Source organism: Serratia sp. SSNIH1 (assembly GCF_002935055.1).
Taxonomy (GTDB): Bacteria; Pseudomonadota; Gammaproteobacteria; order Enterobacterales; family Enterobacteriaceae; genus Serratia; species Serratia nevei.
In genome coordinates, this window is record NZ_CP026383.1 from 4,567,069 (window position 1) to 4,583,584 (window position 16,516).

The 16,516-nt window shown below is 61.8% G+C and carries 14 protein-coding genes; 11 read left to right on the forward strand and 3 right to left on the reverse strand.

All coding sequences use genetic code 11. The annotated features are described in order from the left end of the window. Positions 1-8: 8 nt before the first annotated feature. The gene (locus tag C3F38_RS22075; protein ID WP_038872847.1) at positions 9-887 is read right to left on the reverse strand and encodes a LysR family transcriptional regulator; all 879 of its coding nucleotides are present in this window, start codon (positions 885-887) and stop codon (positions 9-11) included. 105 nt (positions 888-992) lie between these two features. On the opposite strand from C3F38_RS22075, the gene C3F38_RS22080 reads away from it, so the two are divergent. The 7 genes from C3F38_RS22080 (at position 993) to emrB (ending at position 8,310) form a co-directional block, all read left to right on the forward strand. Then, positions 993-2,192 carry an MFS transporter gene (locus C3F38_RS22080; protein ID WP_033632267.1) on the forward strand — a complete coding sequence of 400 codons (1,200 nt, stop codon included), beginning with the start codon at positions 993-995 and terminating at the stop codon, positions 2,190-2,192. Between the two features lie 121 nt (positions 2,193-2,313). After that, positions 2,314-3,060 (forward strand): AzlC family ABC transporter permease, encoded by a 747-nt coding sequence (locus C3F38_RS22085; RefSeq protein ID WP_038872849.1) that lies wholly within the window; start codon positions 2,314-2,316, stop codon positions 3,058-3,060. Continuing rightward, positions 3,050-3,397 carry an L-valine transporter subunit YgaH gene (gene ygaH / locus C3F38_RS22090; protein WP_038872852.1) on the forward strand — a complete coding sequence of 116 codons (348 nt, stop codon included), beginning with the start codon at positions 3,050-3,052 and terminating at the stop codon, positions 3,395-3,397. Before C3F38_RS22085 ends, ygaH begins: the two co-directional genes overlap by 11 nt. Before the next feature lie 162 nt (positions 3,398-3,559). Continuing rightward, complete coding sequence (gene mprA / locus C3F38_RS22095) at positions 3,560-4,078, forward strand: transcriptional repressor MprA (RefSeq protein ID WP_025160249.1); 519 nt, start codon at positions 3,560-3,562, stop codon at positions 4,076-4,078. 28 nt (positions 4,079-4,106) lie between these two features. Continuing rightward, positions 4,107-5,558: an efflux transporter outer membrane subunit gene (locus C3F38_RS22100; protein WP_038872855.1), complete on the forward strand. Its 1,452-nt coding sequence runs from the start codon at positions 4,107-4,109 to the stop codon at positions 5,556-5,558. Between the two features lie 23 nt (positions 5,559-5,581). Then, positions 5,582-6,754 carry a multidrug efflux MFS transporter periplasmic adaptor subunit EmrA gene (gene emrA, locus C3F38_RS22105; RefSeq protein WP_033635707.1) on the forward strand — a complete coding sequence of 391 codons (1,173 nt, stop codon included), beginning with the start codon at positions 5,582-5,584 and terminating at the stop codon, positions 6,752-6,754. 17 nt (positions 6,755-6,771) lie between these two features. Continuing rightward, on the forward strand, positions 6,772-8,310 hold the full coding sequence (gene emrB, locus C3F38_RS22110) for a multidrug efflux MFS transporter permease subunit EmrB (RefSeq protein ID WP_055317114.1): 1,539 nt from the start codon (positions 6,772-6,774) through the stop codon (positions 8,308-8,310). Between the two features lie 60 nt (positions 8,311-8,370). Here the strand turns inward: emrB and C3F38_RS22115 are convergent, their stop codons facing one another. Next, positions 8,371-9,459, reverse strand: coding sequence for a tRNA/rRNA methyltransferase (locus C3F38_RS22115; protein ID WP_038872863.1), 1,089 nt, complete (start codon positions 9,457-9,459; stop codon positions 8,371-8,373). A gap of 207 nt (positions 9,460-9,666) precedes the next feature. Between C3F38_RS22115 and trxC the strand changes: the two genes are divergently transcribed. From trxC to pssA, 4 genes are all read left to right on the forward strand, one after another. After that, a complete protein-coding gene (trxC, locus tag C3F38_RS22120; protein ID WP_004928868.1) occupies positions 9,667-10,086 on the forward strand; it encodes a thioredoxin TrxC in 420 nt (139 codons plus the stop codon). Between the two features lie 114 nt (positions 10,087-10,200). After that, complete coding sequence (locus C3F38_RS22125; protein ID WP_047730003.1) at positions 10,201-10,890, forward strand: tRNA-uridine aminocarboxypropyltransferase; 690 nt, start codon at positions 10,201-10,203, stop codon at positions 10,888-10,890. Between the two features lie 48 nt (positions 10,891-10,938). Beyond that, a complete protein-coding gene (locus C3F38_RS22130) occupies positions 10,939-13,587 on the forward strand; it encodes a bifunctional acetate--CoA ligase family protein/GNAT family N-acetyltransferase (protein WP_055317115.1) in 2,649 nt (882 codons plus the stop codon). A 152-nt stretch (positions 13,588-13,739) separates the two neighbouring features. Then, complete coding sequence (gene pssA, locus C3F38_RS22135; RefSeq protein WP_047730001.1) at positions 13,740-15,095, forward strand: CDP-diacylglycerol--serine O-phosphatidyltransferase; 1,356 nt, start codon at positions 13,740-13,742, stop codon at positions 15,093-15,095. Between the two features lie 36 nt (positions 15,096-15,131). On the opposite strand, the gene C3F38_RS22140 is transcribed toward pssA, so the two are convergent. Further along, entirely contained in the window at positions 15,132-16,442 is a 1,311-nt protein-coding gene (locus C3F38_RS22140; RefSeq protein WP_055317116.1) for an MFS family transporter, read from the reverse strand. Positions 16,443-16,516: the final 74 nt, after the last annotated feature.

Here is a 16,516-nt window from a genome sequence, read left to right on the forward strand (position 1 = left end):
CCGCGCCCCTACCCCGCCATATCGATGCCGCTGAAATGCAAAAAGCGCTCGGCGATAGTCGACATGGGCTGCGGCCAAATGCAATACACCTGGCGCCGCGGCCCGTCTTCAATCGGAATCGACACCAGCGCACTCAAGCGTTGCGCGGTCGAGATCGGTACGATGCCCGCCGCCAGCCCGCGCCGCACCAAATTCTCCAGCCATTCGATATGATCGATTTCAAAACTGACGTGCCGACGAATGCCCGCCGCCTGAAAGGCGCGATCGGTTTGGCGCCGCGCGCCGGTGCCGCTGTAGAAATCCACCAGCGGCACTTCCGCCAGCGCCTGCAGGTTCACCCGCTCGCGGCCGGCCAGCGGATGCTGCGGTGCCACCAGCGCCACCAGCGGCTCATCGGCCAACTGCCGGTGCGACATCGGCAGCAGATCGGCATCGCCCGGCCAGATGCCGACGAACGCCATATCGCATTTTTGCTGGCGTACGTCCTCCAGCAGCGCTTCGCTCATGCCGACGTACAGGCGGATATTCACCGCCGGATAGTGGCGGTGAAACTTGTCGAGCCTTTCGGTCAGAGCCATCACGTTTATCGTTGAAATGGTGCCGATGGTCAGGGTGCCGGACACCGCGCCGTCGGCCGCCGTCACCTCCTCCACCAGCGCCTGCTGCGCCGCCAGCAGGCGCTGCGCAGGGGCCACGAAAGCCTGGCCGGCGGGGGTCAACCGCACCCGACGCGAAGTGCGTTCAAACAGCGTACAGCCCAGCTCTTCTTCCAGTTTGGCGATCTGGTGGCTCAGCGCCGACTGCACCGTATGGCAGCGCTGCGCCGCCCGGGTAAAGTTCAGCTCTTCCGCCACCGCCAGCGCATAGCGGATCTGTTTCAGGTTCATGGCATCTATCTTGAAATGAGATAAATAAAATGAAAATTATACATTGGTTTCCCGGCGTGCGTTGCCGGATACTGCGCGCCATCTTCTTCCCGTGATGAAAAAACCATGAGCCAACAAAACGCCCACCCGGGCCTCAGCCCGGCGCTGACCGTGCTGATCGCCATCGCTACCGGTCTGGCGGTCGCCAGCAACTATTACGCGCAGCCGCTGCTGGAAACCATCGCCACCGGTTTCAACCTGTCGGTCAATCAGGCCGGCTTTATCGTTACCGCCGCGCAGCTCGGTTACGCCACCGGGCTGCTGCTGCTGGTGCCGCTCGGCGATATGTTCGAGCGCCGCGGGCTGATCGTGTTCATGACGCTGCTGGCCGCCGGGGGCATGCTGATCACCGCCACCTCCGCCACGCTGCCGATGATGATCCTCGGCACCGCGCTTACCGGGCTGTTCTCGGTGGTAGCGCAGATCCTGGTGCCGCTGGCCGCCACGCTGGCCCACCCGGAAAAGCGCGGCAAGACCGTCGGCATCATCATGAGCGGCCTGCTGCTCGGCATCCTGCTGGCGCGCACCGTCGCGGGCGCGCTGGCGTCGTTCGGCGGCTGGCGCACCATCTACTGGGTCGCCAGCGTGCTGATGATCCTGATGGCGCTGATCCTGTGGCGCGCGCTGCCGCGCTATAAGCAACACTCCGGGCTGAACTATCCGCAGCTGCTGGCCTCGATCTTCAGCCTGTTCTGCCGCACGCCGCTGCTGCGCACCCGCGCCATCCTCGGCGCCCTGTCGTTCGCCAACTTCAGCGTGCTCTGGACCTCCATGGCCTTTCTGCTCGCCGCGCCGCCGTTCAACTATTCCGAAGGGGTGATCGGGCTGTTCGGCCTGGTGGGCGCCGCCGGGGCGCTGGCCGCTTCACGTGCCGGGCATCTGGCAGACAAGGGCAAAGCCGGATTGACCACCACCGTCGGCCTGGTGCTGCTGCTGCTGTCCTGGATACCTATCGCGTTCGCCAAACAATCGCTGTGGGCGCTGATCGCCGGCATCCTGATCCTCGATCTGGCGGTGCAGGCGGTACACGTCACCAACCAGAGCGTGATGTACCGCATCATGCCGGACGCGCGCAACCGCCTGACCGCCGGCTACATGACCAGCTACTTTATCGGCGGCGCCCTCGGCTCACTGCTCTCCGCCTCGGCCTATCAGCATGCCGGCTGGTACGGCGTGGCCGCCGCCGGCGGGGTGTTATGCCTGCTCAACCTGCTGACCTGGTGGCTCGGCAAGCACCACGATCCGCAGGGGCCGGCGACAATCTGATTATCGTGCAAATAGTCACTTAAGAAATTTATTAGCGGTGCAGGGTATAAACATTACTTACTCTCTGGTAATGTTCTGGACATAAACTATTGAAGTCCTATCTACCCTGCGACCCACAACCATGCAAAGCCAAGCTGCAGACAGCCTCAATCCGCCCGCCGTCAGCGCCACCTTCGCCAACGGCGTCGTCGACAGTTTGCCGATCGTCATCGGGTATGTCCCGGTGGCGTTCGCCTTCGGCCTCAGCGCCGTCAAACTGGGCTTTTCCCCGCTGGAAAGCATTTTTTTCTCCTGCATCATCTACGCCGGCGCCAGCCAGTTCGTGATCACCGCCCTGCTGAGCGCCGGGATGTCGCTGTGGGTCTCCGCGTTGACGGTGATGGCGATGGATGTGCGCCACCTGCTGTACGGCCCGGCGCTGCGCCACCGCATCGTCTCGCGCATGTCGCCCGGTAAAACGGCGATGTGGGCCTTTGGCCTGACCGATGAGGTCTTCGCCGCCGCTACCGCCAGGCTGATGCGCAATAACCGCAGCTGGAGCGAAAACTGGATGCTGGGCATCGCGCTCTGTTCCTGGCTTTCCTGGGTGGCCGGCACCGCGCTCGGCGCGCTGTTCGGCAACGGCCCGCTGGAGCAGTTCCCGGTGATCGAAGCCTCGCTGGCCTTCATGCTACCGGCGCTGTTTCTCAGTTTCCTGCTGGCCGCCTTCCGGCGCCCGCAGAGCCTGACCATTGCTGCCGCATTGGCCGGCGCGCTGCTCGGCGTGGTGCTGTTCTCCATCCCGGTCGCCATTTTGGCCGGCATCGGCGCCGGCTGCGTCGCCGCCCTGTTCCAGCCCGCCCCTGCGGAGGCCAACCATGAACACTGATGTGCTGGTGATCGGCCTGGTGGTGGGCTGCGCCAATTACCTGTTCCGTTATCTGCCGCTGCGGCTGGCGCCGGCGCGCGCCCAGCCCGGCCTCAAGCGCGGTAAAGCCGCCCTGTTGCTCGACAGCATCGGCATCGCCTCGATCTGCGCCCTGCTGGTGGTCTCCAGCACGCCGGTCGTCATGCGCGAGCCGGCCAAGCTGCTGCCGACGTTGGTGGGGTTCGCCGCGCTGGCGTTGTGCTTCTACCGCAGCAAAAGCATCATTCTGTCGACGCTGCTCGGCGCGACGACCTTTGGCGTCACATTAAAGCTGTTAATGCTTTTCGGTCTGGGCTGACGCCGCTCCCGATCGTTTGGCTTCACTTTGGCGTTTTCATGCGCCACATCTTTACAAACACTGACAAATGACACGAATTGCTAAATTATCCGCACGGCTGAACATTTACATTATTTGTCACCGTCGTTACTATCTCGAACGAAATTAATGAGGCCCTAAATTATGGAAAGCTCGTTTGCCCCCATAGAACAAATGCTGAATTTCCGCGCCACCCGGCAGAAAGATTTCCCTTATCAGGAAATCCTGCTGACCCGCCTGTGTATGCACATGCAAGGCAAGCTGCTGGAAAACCGCAATAAGATGCTGAAGGCGCAGGGGATTAACGAAACACTGTTTATGGCGCTGATCACCCTGGATGCGCAGGAAAGCCACAGCATCCAACCTTCTGAGCTAAGCTCTGCCTTAGGCTCCTCGCGCACCAATGCGACCCGCATCGCCGACGAGCTTGAGAAACGCGGCTGGATCGAGCGCCGGGAAAGCGACAACGATCGCCGCTGCCTGCATCTGCATCTGACGCCGCAGGGGGAAGAATTTCTCAGTCAACTGCTGCCGCCGCAGCACCAATGTCTGCATTTCCTGTGGTCCACGCTGACCGACGATGAGCAAAAACAGCTGGAACAGCTGACGCGCAAATTGCTGGCACGTCTGGATCAAATGGAAATCACAGAACAGTTATCCTAATTCACAATTTCTGTTCAGGTACCTACTTATGCGATCCCCATTTAACTGGAGATTCACCCCGCTGTTCGCCGTGTTGCTGCTGGTCGGGTGTGCTTCGACCGATAATATTGCCCCGCAATCCACGCTGATGGATCCGCAGAGCCTGCAGTTGGCTCAGCCGAAAGTCAGTTCGCTGGCCGTCAGCCCGCAGTGGTGGCGCGCCCTCAAGGATCCGCAGCTGGACGCCTTGATGACGCAGACGCTGCAAAGCTCGCCGACCCTGCGGCAGGCCGCCGCCCGCGTGCGCGAAGCGCAGAGCGTGGTGGGTGAAGCCAGCGCCGCCAACGGGCCGAACCTGGATCTGAACGCCAGCACCCAACGCCAGCGCGTGCCGCAAAACGTCAATATGGGGCTGGGGTATCCGCATAAGCCGATCTACGAAAGCTCCAATTCGCTGGGGCTGAACCTGGCGTACGAGTTCGACTGGTGGGGCAAATACCGCAATCAGGTGAACGCCGCCAAGGCGCAGGTCAACGCCGCGCGCGCCGAGCAGGAACAGGCGGCGCTGACGCTGACCAGTTCGGTGGCGTCCGCCTACTATCTGCTGCAGAGCAATTTGGCACTCGAAAAGCTGCTGCAGCAGGAAGTGAACAACAATGAGCGCCTGACCGCGCTGCGCCAACAGCGCTATCAGGCCGGCCTGACCGGCGTCGACGTGCCGCAACAAACCCAGGCGCAGTCCGACGTCGCCAAGCAGCAGATCCTGCAGCTGCAATCGCAGATCGAGCAGCTCAGACACCAGCTCGCTGCGCTGGCCGGCCAGGGGCCGAACGCCATGCAGCACCTGCGTCAGGTGCCGTTGCCCGCAGACAATCTGATGGCGCCGCAGGGCGAGCTGACGGCGGATCTGCTGGGCAAACGCCCGGACATCGCCGCGCAACGTCAGCTGGTGGAGTCTTACAGCCAGCGCGTCAGCGCCGCGCGTAAAGAGTTTTACCCCAGCCTGACCATTTCAGCCTTCGCCGGCCTGATGACCACCAATACCAGTGGCACCAGCCCGAATCTGTTTGAAGCGGCCAGCCAGGCCTGGAACGTGATGCCGGCGATTTCACTGCCGATCTTCCACGCCGGGGCGCTGCGCAGCAAGCTGGGCGAGGAATCCGCGCTGTATGACGAAGCGGTGGAATCCTACAACCAAACCATCCTGAATGCGGTACAGGAAACCGCCGACGCCATCACCATCCAGCAGAGCTCTGCGCAACAGCAGCTGCAGGCGGCGTCCGCGGCCCAGTCGATGCAACAGGTGTATCAGGTCGCCAACGCCCGTTACCAGGCAGGGATTATCGGGCGCGACGATCTGTTGACCAGCCAGACGCAGCTATTGCAGCAGCAACAGGCGGAGTTGAATGCCAGCAGCAATTTACTGCAGGCGAAGATAGGACTGATCCGCGCGCTGGGCGGTGGCTATCAGGCCCCGGCCGCAGCGGATTCGAAAGCATAATAATATAAGGCTTGGAGAACACCATGAGCGCAAGCGCGGAAATCCAAAACCCGCAGCAGCCGAACGGCAAAAAGAAGCAGCGTAAATTTTGGCTGCTGTTGCTGACGGTTATTTTCATTGTTATAGGGGTGGCTTACTTAGTGTATTGGTTCCTGGTGCTGCGTCATCACCAGGAAACCGACGACGCCTACGTCTCCGGCAACCAGGTGCAGATCATGGCCCAGGTGTCCGGCAGCGTGAACAGCGTCAATTTCGACAACACCGACTACGTCAAGCAGGGCGACGTGCTGCTGACGCTCGATCCGACCGATGCCGAGCAGGCGTTTGAACGCGCCAAGACCGGCCTGGCCAACAGCGTGCGTCAGACCCACCAGTTGATCATCAACAGCAAGCAATATCAGGCCAACATCGCCCTGCGCAAGACCGATCTGAGCAAGGCCGAGAACGATCTGAAGCGCCGCGTGGTGCTGGGCAGCGTTGACGCCATCGGCCGCGAAGAGCTGCAACACGCTCGCGATGCGGTCGACAGCGCCAAGGCCGCGCTGGAAGTGGCGGTGCAGCAATACAACGCCAATCAGGCGATGGTACTGAACACCCCGCTGGAACAGCAGCCGGCGATCCAACAGGCCGCCGCGCAGATGCGCGATGCCTGGCTGGCGCTGCAGCGTACCAAAGTGATCAGCCCGATCACCGGCTATGTCTCGCGCCGCAGCGTGCAGGTCGGCGCGCAGATCGCCGCCGGTTCGCCGCTGATGGCGGTGGTGCCGGCCGATCACATTTGGGTCGACGCCAACTTCAAGGAAACCCAGATCGCCAACATGCGTATCGGCCAACCGGCGACGGTGGTCAGCGACGTCTACGGCGACGACGTGGTGTATCAAGGCAAAGTGGCCGGTATCGACATGGGCACCGGTAGCGCCTTCTCCCTGCTGCCGGCGCAAAACGCCACCGGCAACTGGATCAAAGTGGTGCAACGTCTGCCGGTGCGTATTGAGCTCGACGCCAAGCAGGTGGCCGATCATCCGCTGCGCATCGGTCTTTCTACGCTGGTGACCGTCGACACCGCCAACCTGGACGGCCGCGTGCTGGCCGACGTGGTGCGCGACAAACCGCTGTACCAGAGCGACGCGCTGGCGTTGAATCTGGCACCGGTTAACCAGCTGATCGCCGACGTGATCCATGCGAACGCCGGCTAAGCGCGCGGGAGGCCATCTTGCCACAGAAACCGCTTGAAGGCGCCCAGCTTGCCTGGATGACGGTCGCGCTCGCCATGGCGACCTTCATGCAGGTGCTGGACTCCACCATCGCCAACGTGGCGATCCCCACCATTTCCGGTAACCTCGGGTCTTCCAACTCGCAGGGCACCTGGGTGATCACCTCGTTCGGCGTGGCGAACGCCATCTCGATTCCGATCACCGGCTGGCTGGCGAAGCGCTTCGGCGAAGTGCGGCTGTTCCTTTGGTCCACCGCGCTGTTCGCCCTCGCCTCCTGGCTGTGCGGCATCTCCAACAGCCTCGGCATGCTGATCTTCTTCCGCGTGATCCAGGGCGTGGTGGCCGGGCCGCTGATCCCGCTGTCGCAGAGCCTGTTGCTGAACAACTATCCGCCCGCCAAGCGAGCGATGGCCCTGGCGCTCTGGTCGATGACCGTTATCGTCGCGCCGATCTTTGGGCCGATCCTCGGCGGCTACATCAGCGACAACTACCATTGGGGCTGGATCTTCTTCATCAACATCCCGATCGGCGTCTTCGTGATCGTGGCGGCGATGGCGACGTTGAAGGGGCGAGAAACCAAAACCGAGATCAAACCGATCGACACCGTCGGCCTGGTATTGCTGATCGTCGGCATCGGTTCGCTGCAGATCATGCTCGATCAGGGCAAGGAGCTGGACTGGTTCAACTCGACCGAGATCATCATGCTCACCGTCGTCGCGGTGGTGGCGCTGCTGTTCCTGGTGGTGTGGGAGCTGACGGACGACCATCCGGTGGTGGATCTGTCGCTGTTCAAGTCGCGCAACTTCACCATCGGCTGCCTGTGTATCAGCCTCGCCTACATGCTGTACTTCGGCGCCATCGTGCTGTTGCCGCAGCTGCTGCAAGAGGTGTACGGCTATACCGCCACCTGGGCGGGGCTGGCGTCGGCGCCGGTTGGGCTGATCCCGGTGCTGCTGTCGCCGATCATCGGCAAGTTCGGCAACCGGCTCGACATGCGCCGGCTGGTCACCTTCAGCTTCATCATGTATGCCGTGTGCTTCTACTGGCGTGCCTATACGTTTGAACCGGGCATGGACTTCGGCGCTTCCGCCTGGCCGCAGTTTGTCCAGGGCTTCGCCATCGCCTGCTTCTTCATGCCGTTGACCACCATCACGCTGTCCGGCCTGCCGCCGGAACGCATGGCGGCGGCGTCGAGCCTGTCGAACTTCACGCGAACGCTGGCGGGGTCGATCGGTACCTCGATCACCACCACCCTGTGGACGCAGCGCGAATCGCAACACCATTCGCAGCTGACGGAGTTCGTCAACCCGTACAACCCGCAGTCGCAGGAGATGTACCGGCAGTTGGAGCAGCTCGGCATGAGCAAACAACAGGCGTCGGCGTATATCGCCAACGAGATCACCGCGCAGGGCCTGATCATCTCCGCCAACGAGATCTTCTGGCTGTCGGCCGGGGTATTCCTGGTGCTGCTGGTGCTGGTGTGGGTGGCGAAACCGCCGTTCAGCTCCGGCGGCGGTGGGGGCGGCGGCGCTCACTAAGCTTCAATAAACGAAACGGGCGCCCTGCGGCGCCCGTTTTTTTATCCGACGTAGAACAGATTACGCCTGATTCTGACGCCACCAGTCCGCCAGCAGAATGCCGGTCGCCACGGAAACGTTCAGGCTTTCCACCTTGCCGGTGCCGCCGATAGACACGTTCATGTCGCCCTGCTGCCAGGCGCTGTCGCTCAGACCGTCACGTTCCTGGCCCAGCACCAGCACCATCTTGGCCGGCAGCTTGGCCTGCGCCAGCGCGGTGCCTTTGTGGCTGGAGGTGGTAACGATGGTGTAACCCGCCTTGCGGAAGGTGTCCAGCACCGACAGGAAATCGTCGGCGTTGATCGCCTTGATATGCTCAGCGCCGCCCTCTGCGGTACGCACCGCCGCACCGGATTCCAGCAGCGCCGGATCCTGCAGCAGCACGCCGTTGACGCCGAAGTGAGCGCAAGAACGGACGATAGCGCCCAGGTTATGCGGATTACCCACTTCTTCCAGCGCCAGCACGCAGTCGGTCGCCGGTGCGCTTTTCAGGTAGGTCTGCGCATCCAGGCCCTGACGCTTTTTGATCAGGAAGCAGACGCCGCCGTGGTGCTCGGTGCCGGAAGCCTTGGCCAGCTCTTCCTCATCCACCACGTGGTAAGCCTTGCGGTTAGCCGCCATCCAGCGCAGCGCTTCGCGGAAACGCGGGGTGACCGACTGCACGAACCAGGCGCGCACGATCGCTTCCGGACGGCTGGCGAACAGCGCCTGACAGGCGTTTTCACCGTAAACGCGGGTTTCTTCCGCGCGCTGGCGGCGCAGCTGCTCCGGATCGATAAAGCTTTTGCCGCTGATACCGCCGTGATCGAACGCCGGCTCTTCATTCGGCGCGCGCGAGACGGTTCTCCACGGCGACTCGTTGCCACCGCGATCTTCAGTGCGCGCCGGACGGCGAGGACGATCGCTTTCACTGCGGCGGGAGTCGGCACCGCGGCGATCGTTGCCGCCGCGCGCCTTGTCTTGACCGGTGCGGCCGGAGCGCGCACCGTCAGCCGGACGGCCTTTGCCGGCCGGACGTTTATTCTTGTTGCGGTCGTCGCCGTTGTCGTCGTCACTGCGGACGTACATCACTTTGACCTTACCGTTCTTGCCACTAAATGAATCGTTCATTGTCTTCTCCACCAACGCGCAGGGCGCGAAGATTACCTGATGTTGGTGCACGAAGCCACCAACTTGCGCTAAAAGCTCCCAACTATCACATCCATTGAACAAACCTCATTGTTCATGCGCCGGGTTTTGCCGATAATTGTCAGCATTAAAGAAACATCTCCGCAACCGCGTTGCGGGGACCATGCTTTCTCTGTACCCGAGGTCAACATGAATACAGTTTGTGCAGCTTGCAATGCCACCAACCGCGTGCCGGAAGAACGTCTGGCGGACAACGCGAAATGCGGCCGCTGCGGCCATGAGCTCTTCGACGGTGAAGTGATCAACGCCACCGCCGCCACGCTGGACCAGCTGCTGCAGGACGATCTGCCGGTCGTGGTCGATTTCTGGGCGCCGTGGTGCGGCCCGTGCCGCAGCTTTGCGCCGATCTTTGAAGACGTGGCCGAAGAGCGCGCCGGCAAAGTGCGCTTCGTGAAAGTGAACACCGAAGCCGAGCCGGAGCTGAGCGCCCGTTTCCGCATCCGCAGCATCCCAACCATCATGGTGTTCCGTCAGGGCAAGATGGTCGACATGCTCAACGGCGCGATGCCAAAAGCGCCGTTTGACAACTGGCTCAACGAGTTAGTGTGATTCGGCAAGTATAGGCCGTATCCCGCCATCGCGCGCGAACGCGCCCCGATCGAGCCCGCCCCTCCCGGCGGGCTTTTTTCTGCGTTACAATAGCGGTTTTTCCCCAGGATCGTTATGACCGACAACGCCGTACTTCGCCTGCGCCAATTCCGTTTAGACCGCGCCACCCGCCCTTTTCTGGCGCGCGGTTGCCGGGTGGCGCGTTGTCAGGGTTGCCTGCTGCCGCATAAAAACTGCCTGTGCGACACCATTCGTCCGCAGCAGGCCGGCAGCCGTTTCTGCCTGATCATGTTCGGCGCCGAGCCGCTCAAGCCCAGCAACACCGGCCGCCTGATCGCCGATATCCTGCCGGACACCCAGGCGTTCCTCTGGTCGCGCACCGAGATCGATCCGGCCCTGCTGGCGGCCATCAACGATCCGGCGCGGCAGCCTTATGTGGTGTTCCCCGCTTCCTACGCCGACGCCGAACGGCCGGTGTTCAGCCAGCTGCCCGCCGGCGGCAAACCGCCGCTGTTCATTATGCTGGACGGCACCTGGGCGGAAGCGCGCAAAATGTTCCGTAAAAGCCCGTACCTCAATCAATTCCCGGTGTTTTCCCTCAACGTCGACGCGGCATCGGACTACCAGCTGCGCGAAGCCAGCCGCGCCGAGCAACACTGCACGGCGGAAGTGGCCGCCGCCCTGCTGCAACAGGCGGGCGATCTGCCGGCCGCCGACGGATTGAATCAGCATTTCCGCTATTTCCGTCAACAGTATCTGGCGGGAAAACCGACCCGGCCGGAGGCACCGGTCACAGCAATGTAGCCAGAAAGCGCCTAAAATCAGGCGTAACGTCGCCAAAAGGAGCCGTGCATGAGCCAGCGAGGGTTAGAAGCGCTACTACGTCCCAAATCGATCGCCGTGCTGGGCGCTTCGCAGCAGCCCGGCCGCGCCGGCAACCTGATGATGAGCAACCTGCTGGCCGGCGGATTCGGCGGGCCCATCTTGCCGGTCACGCCGCGCTACAAGGCGGTATGCGGCGTCATGGCCTACCCCGACGTCGCCAGCCTGCCGCTGACGCCGGATCTGGCGATCATCTGCACCCACGCCAAACGCAATCTGGCGCTGATTGAAGCGCTGGGCCAACGCGGCTGTAAAACCGCCATCGTACTCTCTTCGCCGCCGGAACAGTTTGCCGAGCTGAAGGCCTGCGCGCAGCGCTACGCCATGCGGCTATTGGGCCCCAACAGCCTGGGGCTGCTGGCGCCGTGGCAGGGTATCAACGCCAGCTTCTCGCCGGTGCCGATCCAAAAGGGCAAGCTGGCGTTTATTTCGCAGTCCGCCGCCGTGGCCAACACCATTCTCGACTGGGCACAGCAGCGCGAAGTCGGTTTCTCTTACTTTATCGCGCTGGGCGACAGCCTGGACATCGACGTCGACGACCTGCTCGACTTTTTGGCGCGCGACAGCAAGACCAGCGCCATTTTGCTGTATCTGGAAAACATCAGCGACGCGCGGCGCTTTCTCTCCGCCTCGCGCAGCGCCTCGCGCAACAAGCCCATTCTGGTGATCAAAAGCGGCCGCAGCCAACAGGCGCAGCTGCTGCTCAACAGCCAGCTGGGGCTGGATGCCGCCTATGACGCCGCCATCCAGCGCGCCGGCCTGCTGCGCGTGCAGGATACCCATGAGCTGTTCTCGGCGGTGGAAACCCTCAGCCATATGCATCCGCTGCGCGGCGAGCGGCTGATGATCGTCAGCAACGGGGCGGCGCCGGCGGCGATGGCGCTGGACGAACTGATCGGACGCAACGGCAAGCTGGCCACGCTGAGCGATGAGAGCCTGGCGACATTGAGCGACGCGCTGCCGGATTTCATCCGCGCCAGCAACCCGCTCGACCTGCGCGACGATGCCACGCCGCAGCGCTTCCTGGCGGCAATCGAAGCGCTGCTCGATAGCCACGACTATGACGCGCTGCTGTTAATCCACGCGCCGAGCGCGGCGGCGCCGGGCACCGCCACGGCGGAACGGCTGATCGAGGCGCTGCACCGCCATCCGCGCGGCAAACGCATCACGCTGCTGACCAACTGGTGCGGCGAATACTCTTCGCAAGAGGCGCGCCGGTTATTTACCGAGGCCGCCATTCCCACCTACCGCACGCCGGAAGGCGCGGTGACCGCCTTTATGCATATGGTGGAATATCGCCGCAACCAGAAGCAGTTGAAAGAGACGCCGGCGCTGCCGGTCGGCCTCACCGCCAACACCGCCGACGCCCACCGCCTTATCCATCAGGCGCTGGCCGAAGGCGCCACCCAGTTGGATACCCACGAGGTGCAATCCATCCTGCAGGCCTACGATCTGAGCACCCTGCCGACCTGGATTGCCGAGGACAGCGCCGAAGCGGTACACATTGCCGAACAGATCGGCTACCCGGTGGCGCTGAAGCTGCGTTCGCCGGATATCCCGCACAAATCGGAAGTTCAGGGCGTCATGCTCTACCTGCGCACCGCGACCGAAGTGCAGCGCGCGGCGGAGGCGATCATCGATCGCGTGAAGCGCACCTACCCCCAGGCACGCATCCATGGCCTGTTGGTGCAGAGCATGGCCAACCGCGCAGGCGCCCAGGAGCTGCGCATCGCGGTAGAGCAGGATGCGATTTTCGGCCCGCTGATCATGCTGGGCGAAGGCGGCGTAGAGTGGCGCCAGGAAAATCAGGTGGCGGTCGCGCTGCCGCCGCTGAACATGGCGCTGGCGCGTTATCTGGTGCTGCAGGCGGTGAAAGGCGGCAAGATCCGCGGGCGCAGCGCGCTGCGGCCTTTGGATATCCCTGGGCTGAGCCGCCTGCTGGTTCAGGTATCCAACCTGATCCTCGACTGCCCGGAGATCGCCCGGCTGGATATTCACCCGGTGCTGGCCTCCGGCAGCGAGTTCACCCTGCTGGACGTTTCGATGCAGCTCGCGCCGTTCAGCGGCGATCCGCAGGCGCGACTGGCGATCCGCCCTTATCCGCATGAGCTGGAAGAGACCATCGCGCTGAAAGACGGCAGCCAATGCCTGTTCCGCCCAATCCTGCCGGAAGACGAGCCGGCGCTGAAGCATTTCATCGATAGAGTGACCAAGGAAGATCTCTATTATCGCTACTTCAGCGAGATCAACGAGTTTACCCATGACGATTTGGCCAACATGACGCAGATCGACTACGATCGTGAAATGGCCTTTGTGGCGGTGCGCGCAGACGAGATCATCGGCGTGACCCGCGCGCTGTCCGATCCGGACAACACCGACGCCGAATTCGCCGTGCTGGTGCGTTCCGATCTGAAAGGCGTGGGCCTGGGCCGTCAGCTGCTGGAGAAAATGATCGCCTATGCGCGCGCTCATGGCCTGACTCGTCTGAGCGGCATCACCATGCCGAATAACCGCGGCATGATCGCACTGGCGCAGCGGCTGGGCTTTGGCATCGAGGTGCAGCTTGAGGACGGCATCGTCAATCTGACGCTGCCGCTGCAGGCCGCCGACGCGCAGTGACCTGCGTCGCAATGCGCTACGAATCCACCACTTAACGCCAAAACATACGCACAATCGAGGCAACTAATGGTATTATCGCCCGATTATTCGGTTTATTGTTTTTAAGCCTGTGGCGTTCCGGCCATCAATCATGAGAGAAGAAACGCACTGTGATGTTGTCAAAATTTAAACGTAGCAAACATCAACAACACCTTGCACAACTGCCCAAACTCCCCCAGACGGTTGCTGATGTTCGTACGCTGTACGCGCCGTCCGACTTTCGCACCACGCTGCTGGACGCCATCGCCAACGCCACCCAACGTATCTATCTGGTGGCCCTGTATCTGGAGCATGACGACGCCGGGCGCGAGATCCTCAACGCGCTGTATCAAGCCAAGCAGCAGCGGCCCGAGCTGGAAATCTACGTGCTGGTCGACTGGCACCGCGCACAGCGCGGGCGCATCGGCGCCGCCGCCGCCAATACCAACGCCGACTGGTACTGCGCCATGGCCAGCCAACATCCAGAGCAATCGGTGCCTATCTACGGCGTGCCGGTCAATACCCGCGAAGCGCTGGGCGTACTGCACCTGAAGGGCTTCGTGGTCGATGATACCGTGATCTACAGCGGCGCCAGCATCAATGACGTCTATCTGCATCAGCATGAGAAATACCGTTACGATCGCTACCAGCTGATTACCAACGAGGCGTTGGCCGATACCCTGATCGATTACATCAAGCAGCATCTGCTCACCGCCGGCGCCGTACAGCGCCTCGATCGCAGCGATCGGCCGAAAAGCCCGGAGATCAAAAACGAGACCCGTTTGTTCCGTTTCGCCCTGCGCCGCGCCGGTTACCACTTCCGCGGTAAAGCCGGTAACGATGAGCTGGCGGTGACGCCGCTGGTTGGGCTTGGCAAGCAAAGCGTGCTGAATAAAACCATTCATCACCTGATGTCGTGCGCCGACCAGAAACTGACGCTGTGTACCCCCTATTTCAACCTGCCGGCGCTGCTGGTGCGCAACATCATTTATCTGCTGCGCCAGGGCAAACAGGTGGAGATCATCGTCGGCGACAAAACCGCCAACGACTTCTATATTCCGGAAGACCAGCCGTTCAAAATCATCGGCGCGCTGCCCTACCTGTACGAGATCAACCTGCGCCGCTTCCTGAGCCGCTTGCAGCGTTACGTCGACACCGGCCAGCTGATCGTGCGCCTGTGGAAAGATGGCGATAACAGCTATCACCTGAAAGGCATGTGGGTAGACGAAGAGTGGCAGCTGGTCACCGGCAATAACCTCAACCCGCGCGCCTGGCGGCTGGATCTGGAAAACGCCATTCTGATCCACGATCCCAAGCAGGAAATGCGCGAGCAGCGGCAAAAAGAGCTGGAATGCATCCGCACCCACACCACCGTGGTCGGCCATTATCAGGAGCTACAAAGCATTCAGCAGTACCCGATCAAGGTGCGCAAGCTGATTCGCCGTCTGCGGCGCATCCGCATCGATCGGCTGATTAGCCGTATCCTGTAAGATGTACTCTGACCCCGGCCAAGGCCGGGGTTTTTATTACAGCTGTATCTCCTTGCCTTTGCGATGCAGCCGGAGCGAGACCAGCAACGCCAGCAGGCACATGCCGGAAACGTACCAGAAGAAAGCGTTCTCCACGCCGAACGATTTCAGCGACAGCGCGACATATTCCGCCGAACCGCCGAACAGGGCATTCGCTACCGCATAAGACAAGCCTACCCCTAACGCACGCACCTCCGGCGGGAACATCTCGGCTTTAAGCAGCCCGCTGATCGCGGTGTAGAAGCTGACGACGAACAACGCCAGCACGATCAGGCCGAACGCCATAAAGGGGTTGGTCACCTCTTTCAGGGCAAGCAGGATTGGCACCGTCAACACCGTGGCCAATGCCGAAAAGATCAGCATCGAGCTGCGTCGGCCGATTTTATCCGAGAACGCGCCGACCACCGGCTGCAGCAGCATAAAGACGAACAGCGCGACGGTCATGATGGCGCTGGCCAGCTTGGCGTCCATACCGGCGGTGTTCACCAGATATTTCTGCATGTAGGTGGTGAAGGTGTAGAAGGTCAGCGAACCGGCGGCGGTAAAGCCCAGCACCATCAGAAACGCTTTGCGGTTTTTCCACAGCCCCGTCAGCGAACCGGCATCCTTATGGTTACGCGTCTTCGCATCGGAGGTTTCATTCAGCGAACGGCGCAGGTACAGCGCCACTACCGCCAACACCGCCCCCAGGGCAAACGGAATACGCCATCCCCAGGCCTTCAGCTCTTCGCCGGACAATATTTGCTGCAGGATCACCAATACCAGCAGCGCCAGCAGTTGCCCGCCGATCAGCGTGACATACTGGAACGAGGCATAAAAGCCACGGCGGCCCTTGATCGCCACCTCGCTCATGTAGGTGGCGCTGGTGCCATACTCGCCGCCCACAGACAGCCCCTGGAACAGGCGCGCAAGCAGCAGCAGCGCCGGTGCCCAGCTGCCGATCGCCTCATACGTCGGCAGACAGGCGATCACCAGCGATCCGGCGCACATCATGCAGACCGAAAGCAGCATTGAGTTTTTTCGACCATGTTTGTCGGCAATATAGCCGAACAGCCAGCCGCCGATAGGTCGCATAAAGAAGCCGGCGGCGAATACCCCGGCGGTTTGCAGCAGCTGCGTGGTGCTGTTGCCCGCCGGAAAAAATGAGGCGGCAAAGTAGATTGAGCAGAAGGAGTAAACGTAAAAATCAAACCACTCCACCAGATTGCCTGACGAAGCCCCAACGATAGCGAAAATGCGTTTTTTGTTATCCAGCACCCCCTGTTCGACGCCGCGATCACCCTCAAGAGCCGAGGTTGTTTCTGTCATGATGTTTTCTCCGAGCCATAGCAATGATGAAGTTCGGCTTCCTGCCGCCCTGGTTGTTACTTTATTGTTATTTA

Bases quoted from the DNA above. Each gene is read 5' to 3' on its own strand.
- C3F38_RS22115 (WP_038872863.1), bottom strand. From the start codon at position 9,459: ATGAACGATTCATTTAGTGGCAAGAACGGTAAGGTCAAAGTGATGTAC.
- C3F38_RS22085 (WP_038872849.1), top strand. From the start codon at position 2,314: ATGCAAAGCCAAGCTGCAGACAGCCTCAATCCGCCCGCCGTCAGCGCC.
- mprA (WP_025160249.1), top strand. From the start codon at position 3,560: ATGGAAAGCTCGTTTGCCCCCATAGAACAAATGCTGAATTTCCGCGCC.
- trxC (WP_004928868.1), top strand. From the start codon at position 9,667: ATGAATACAGTTTGTGCAGCTTGCAATGCCACCAACCGCGTGCCGGAA.
- C3F38_RS22100 (WP_038872855.1), top strand. From the start codon at position 4,107: ATGCGATCCCCATTTAACTGGAGATTCACCCCGCTGTTCGCCGTGTTG.
- pssA (WP_047730001.1), top strand. From the start codon at position 13,740: ATGTTGTCAAAATTTAAACGTAGCAAACATCAACAACACCTTGCACAA.
- C3F38_RS22075 (WP_038872847.1), bottom strand. From the start codon at position 887: ATGAACCTGAAACAGATCCGCTATGCGCTGGCGGTGGCGGAAGAGCTG.
- C3F38_RS22140 (WP_055317116.1), bottom strand. From the start codon at position 16,442: ATGACAGAAACAACCTCGGCTCTTGAGGGTGATCGCGGCGTCGAACAG.
- C3F38_RS22125 (WP_047730003.1), top strand. From the start codon at position 10,201: ATGACCGACAACGCCGTACTTCGCCTGCGCCAATTCCGTTTAGACCGC.
- ygaH (WP_038872852.1), top strand. From the start codon at position 3,050: ATGAACACTGATGTGCTGGTGATCGGCCTGGTGGTGGGCTGCGCCAAT.
- emrA (WP_033635707.1), top strand. From the start codon at position 5,582: ATGAGCGCAAGCGCGGAAATCCAAAACCCGCAGCAGCCGAACGGCAAA.
- C3F38_RS22080 (WP_033632267.1), top strand. From the start codon at position 993: ATGAGCCAACAAAACGCCCACCCGGGCCTCAGCCCGGCGCTGACCGTG.
- C3F38_RS22130 (WP_055317115.1), top strand. From the start codon at position 10,939: ATGAGCCAGCGAGGGTTAGAAGCGCTACTACGTCCCAAATCGATCGCC.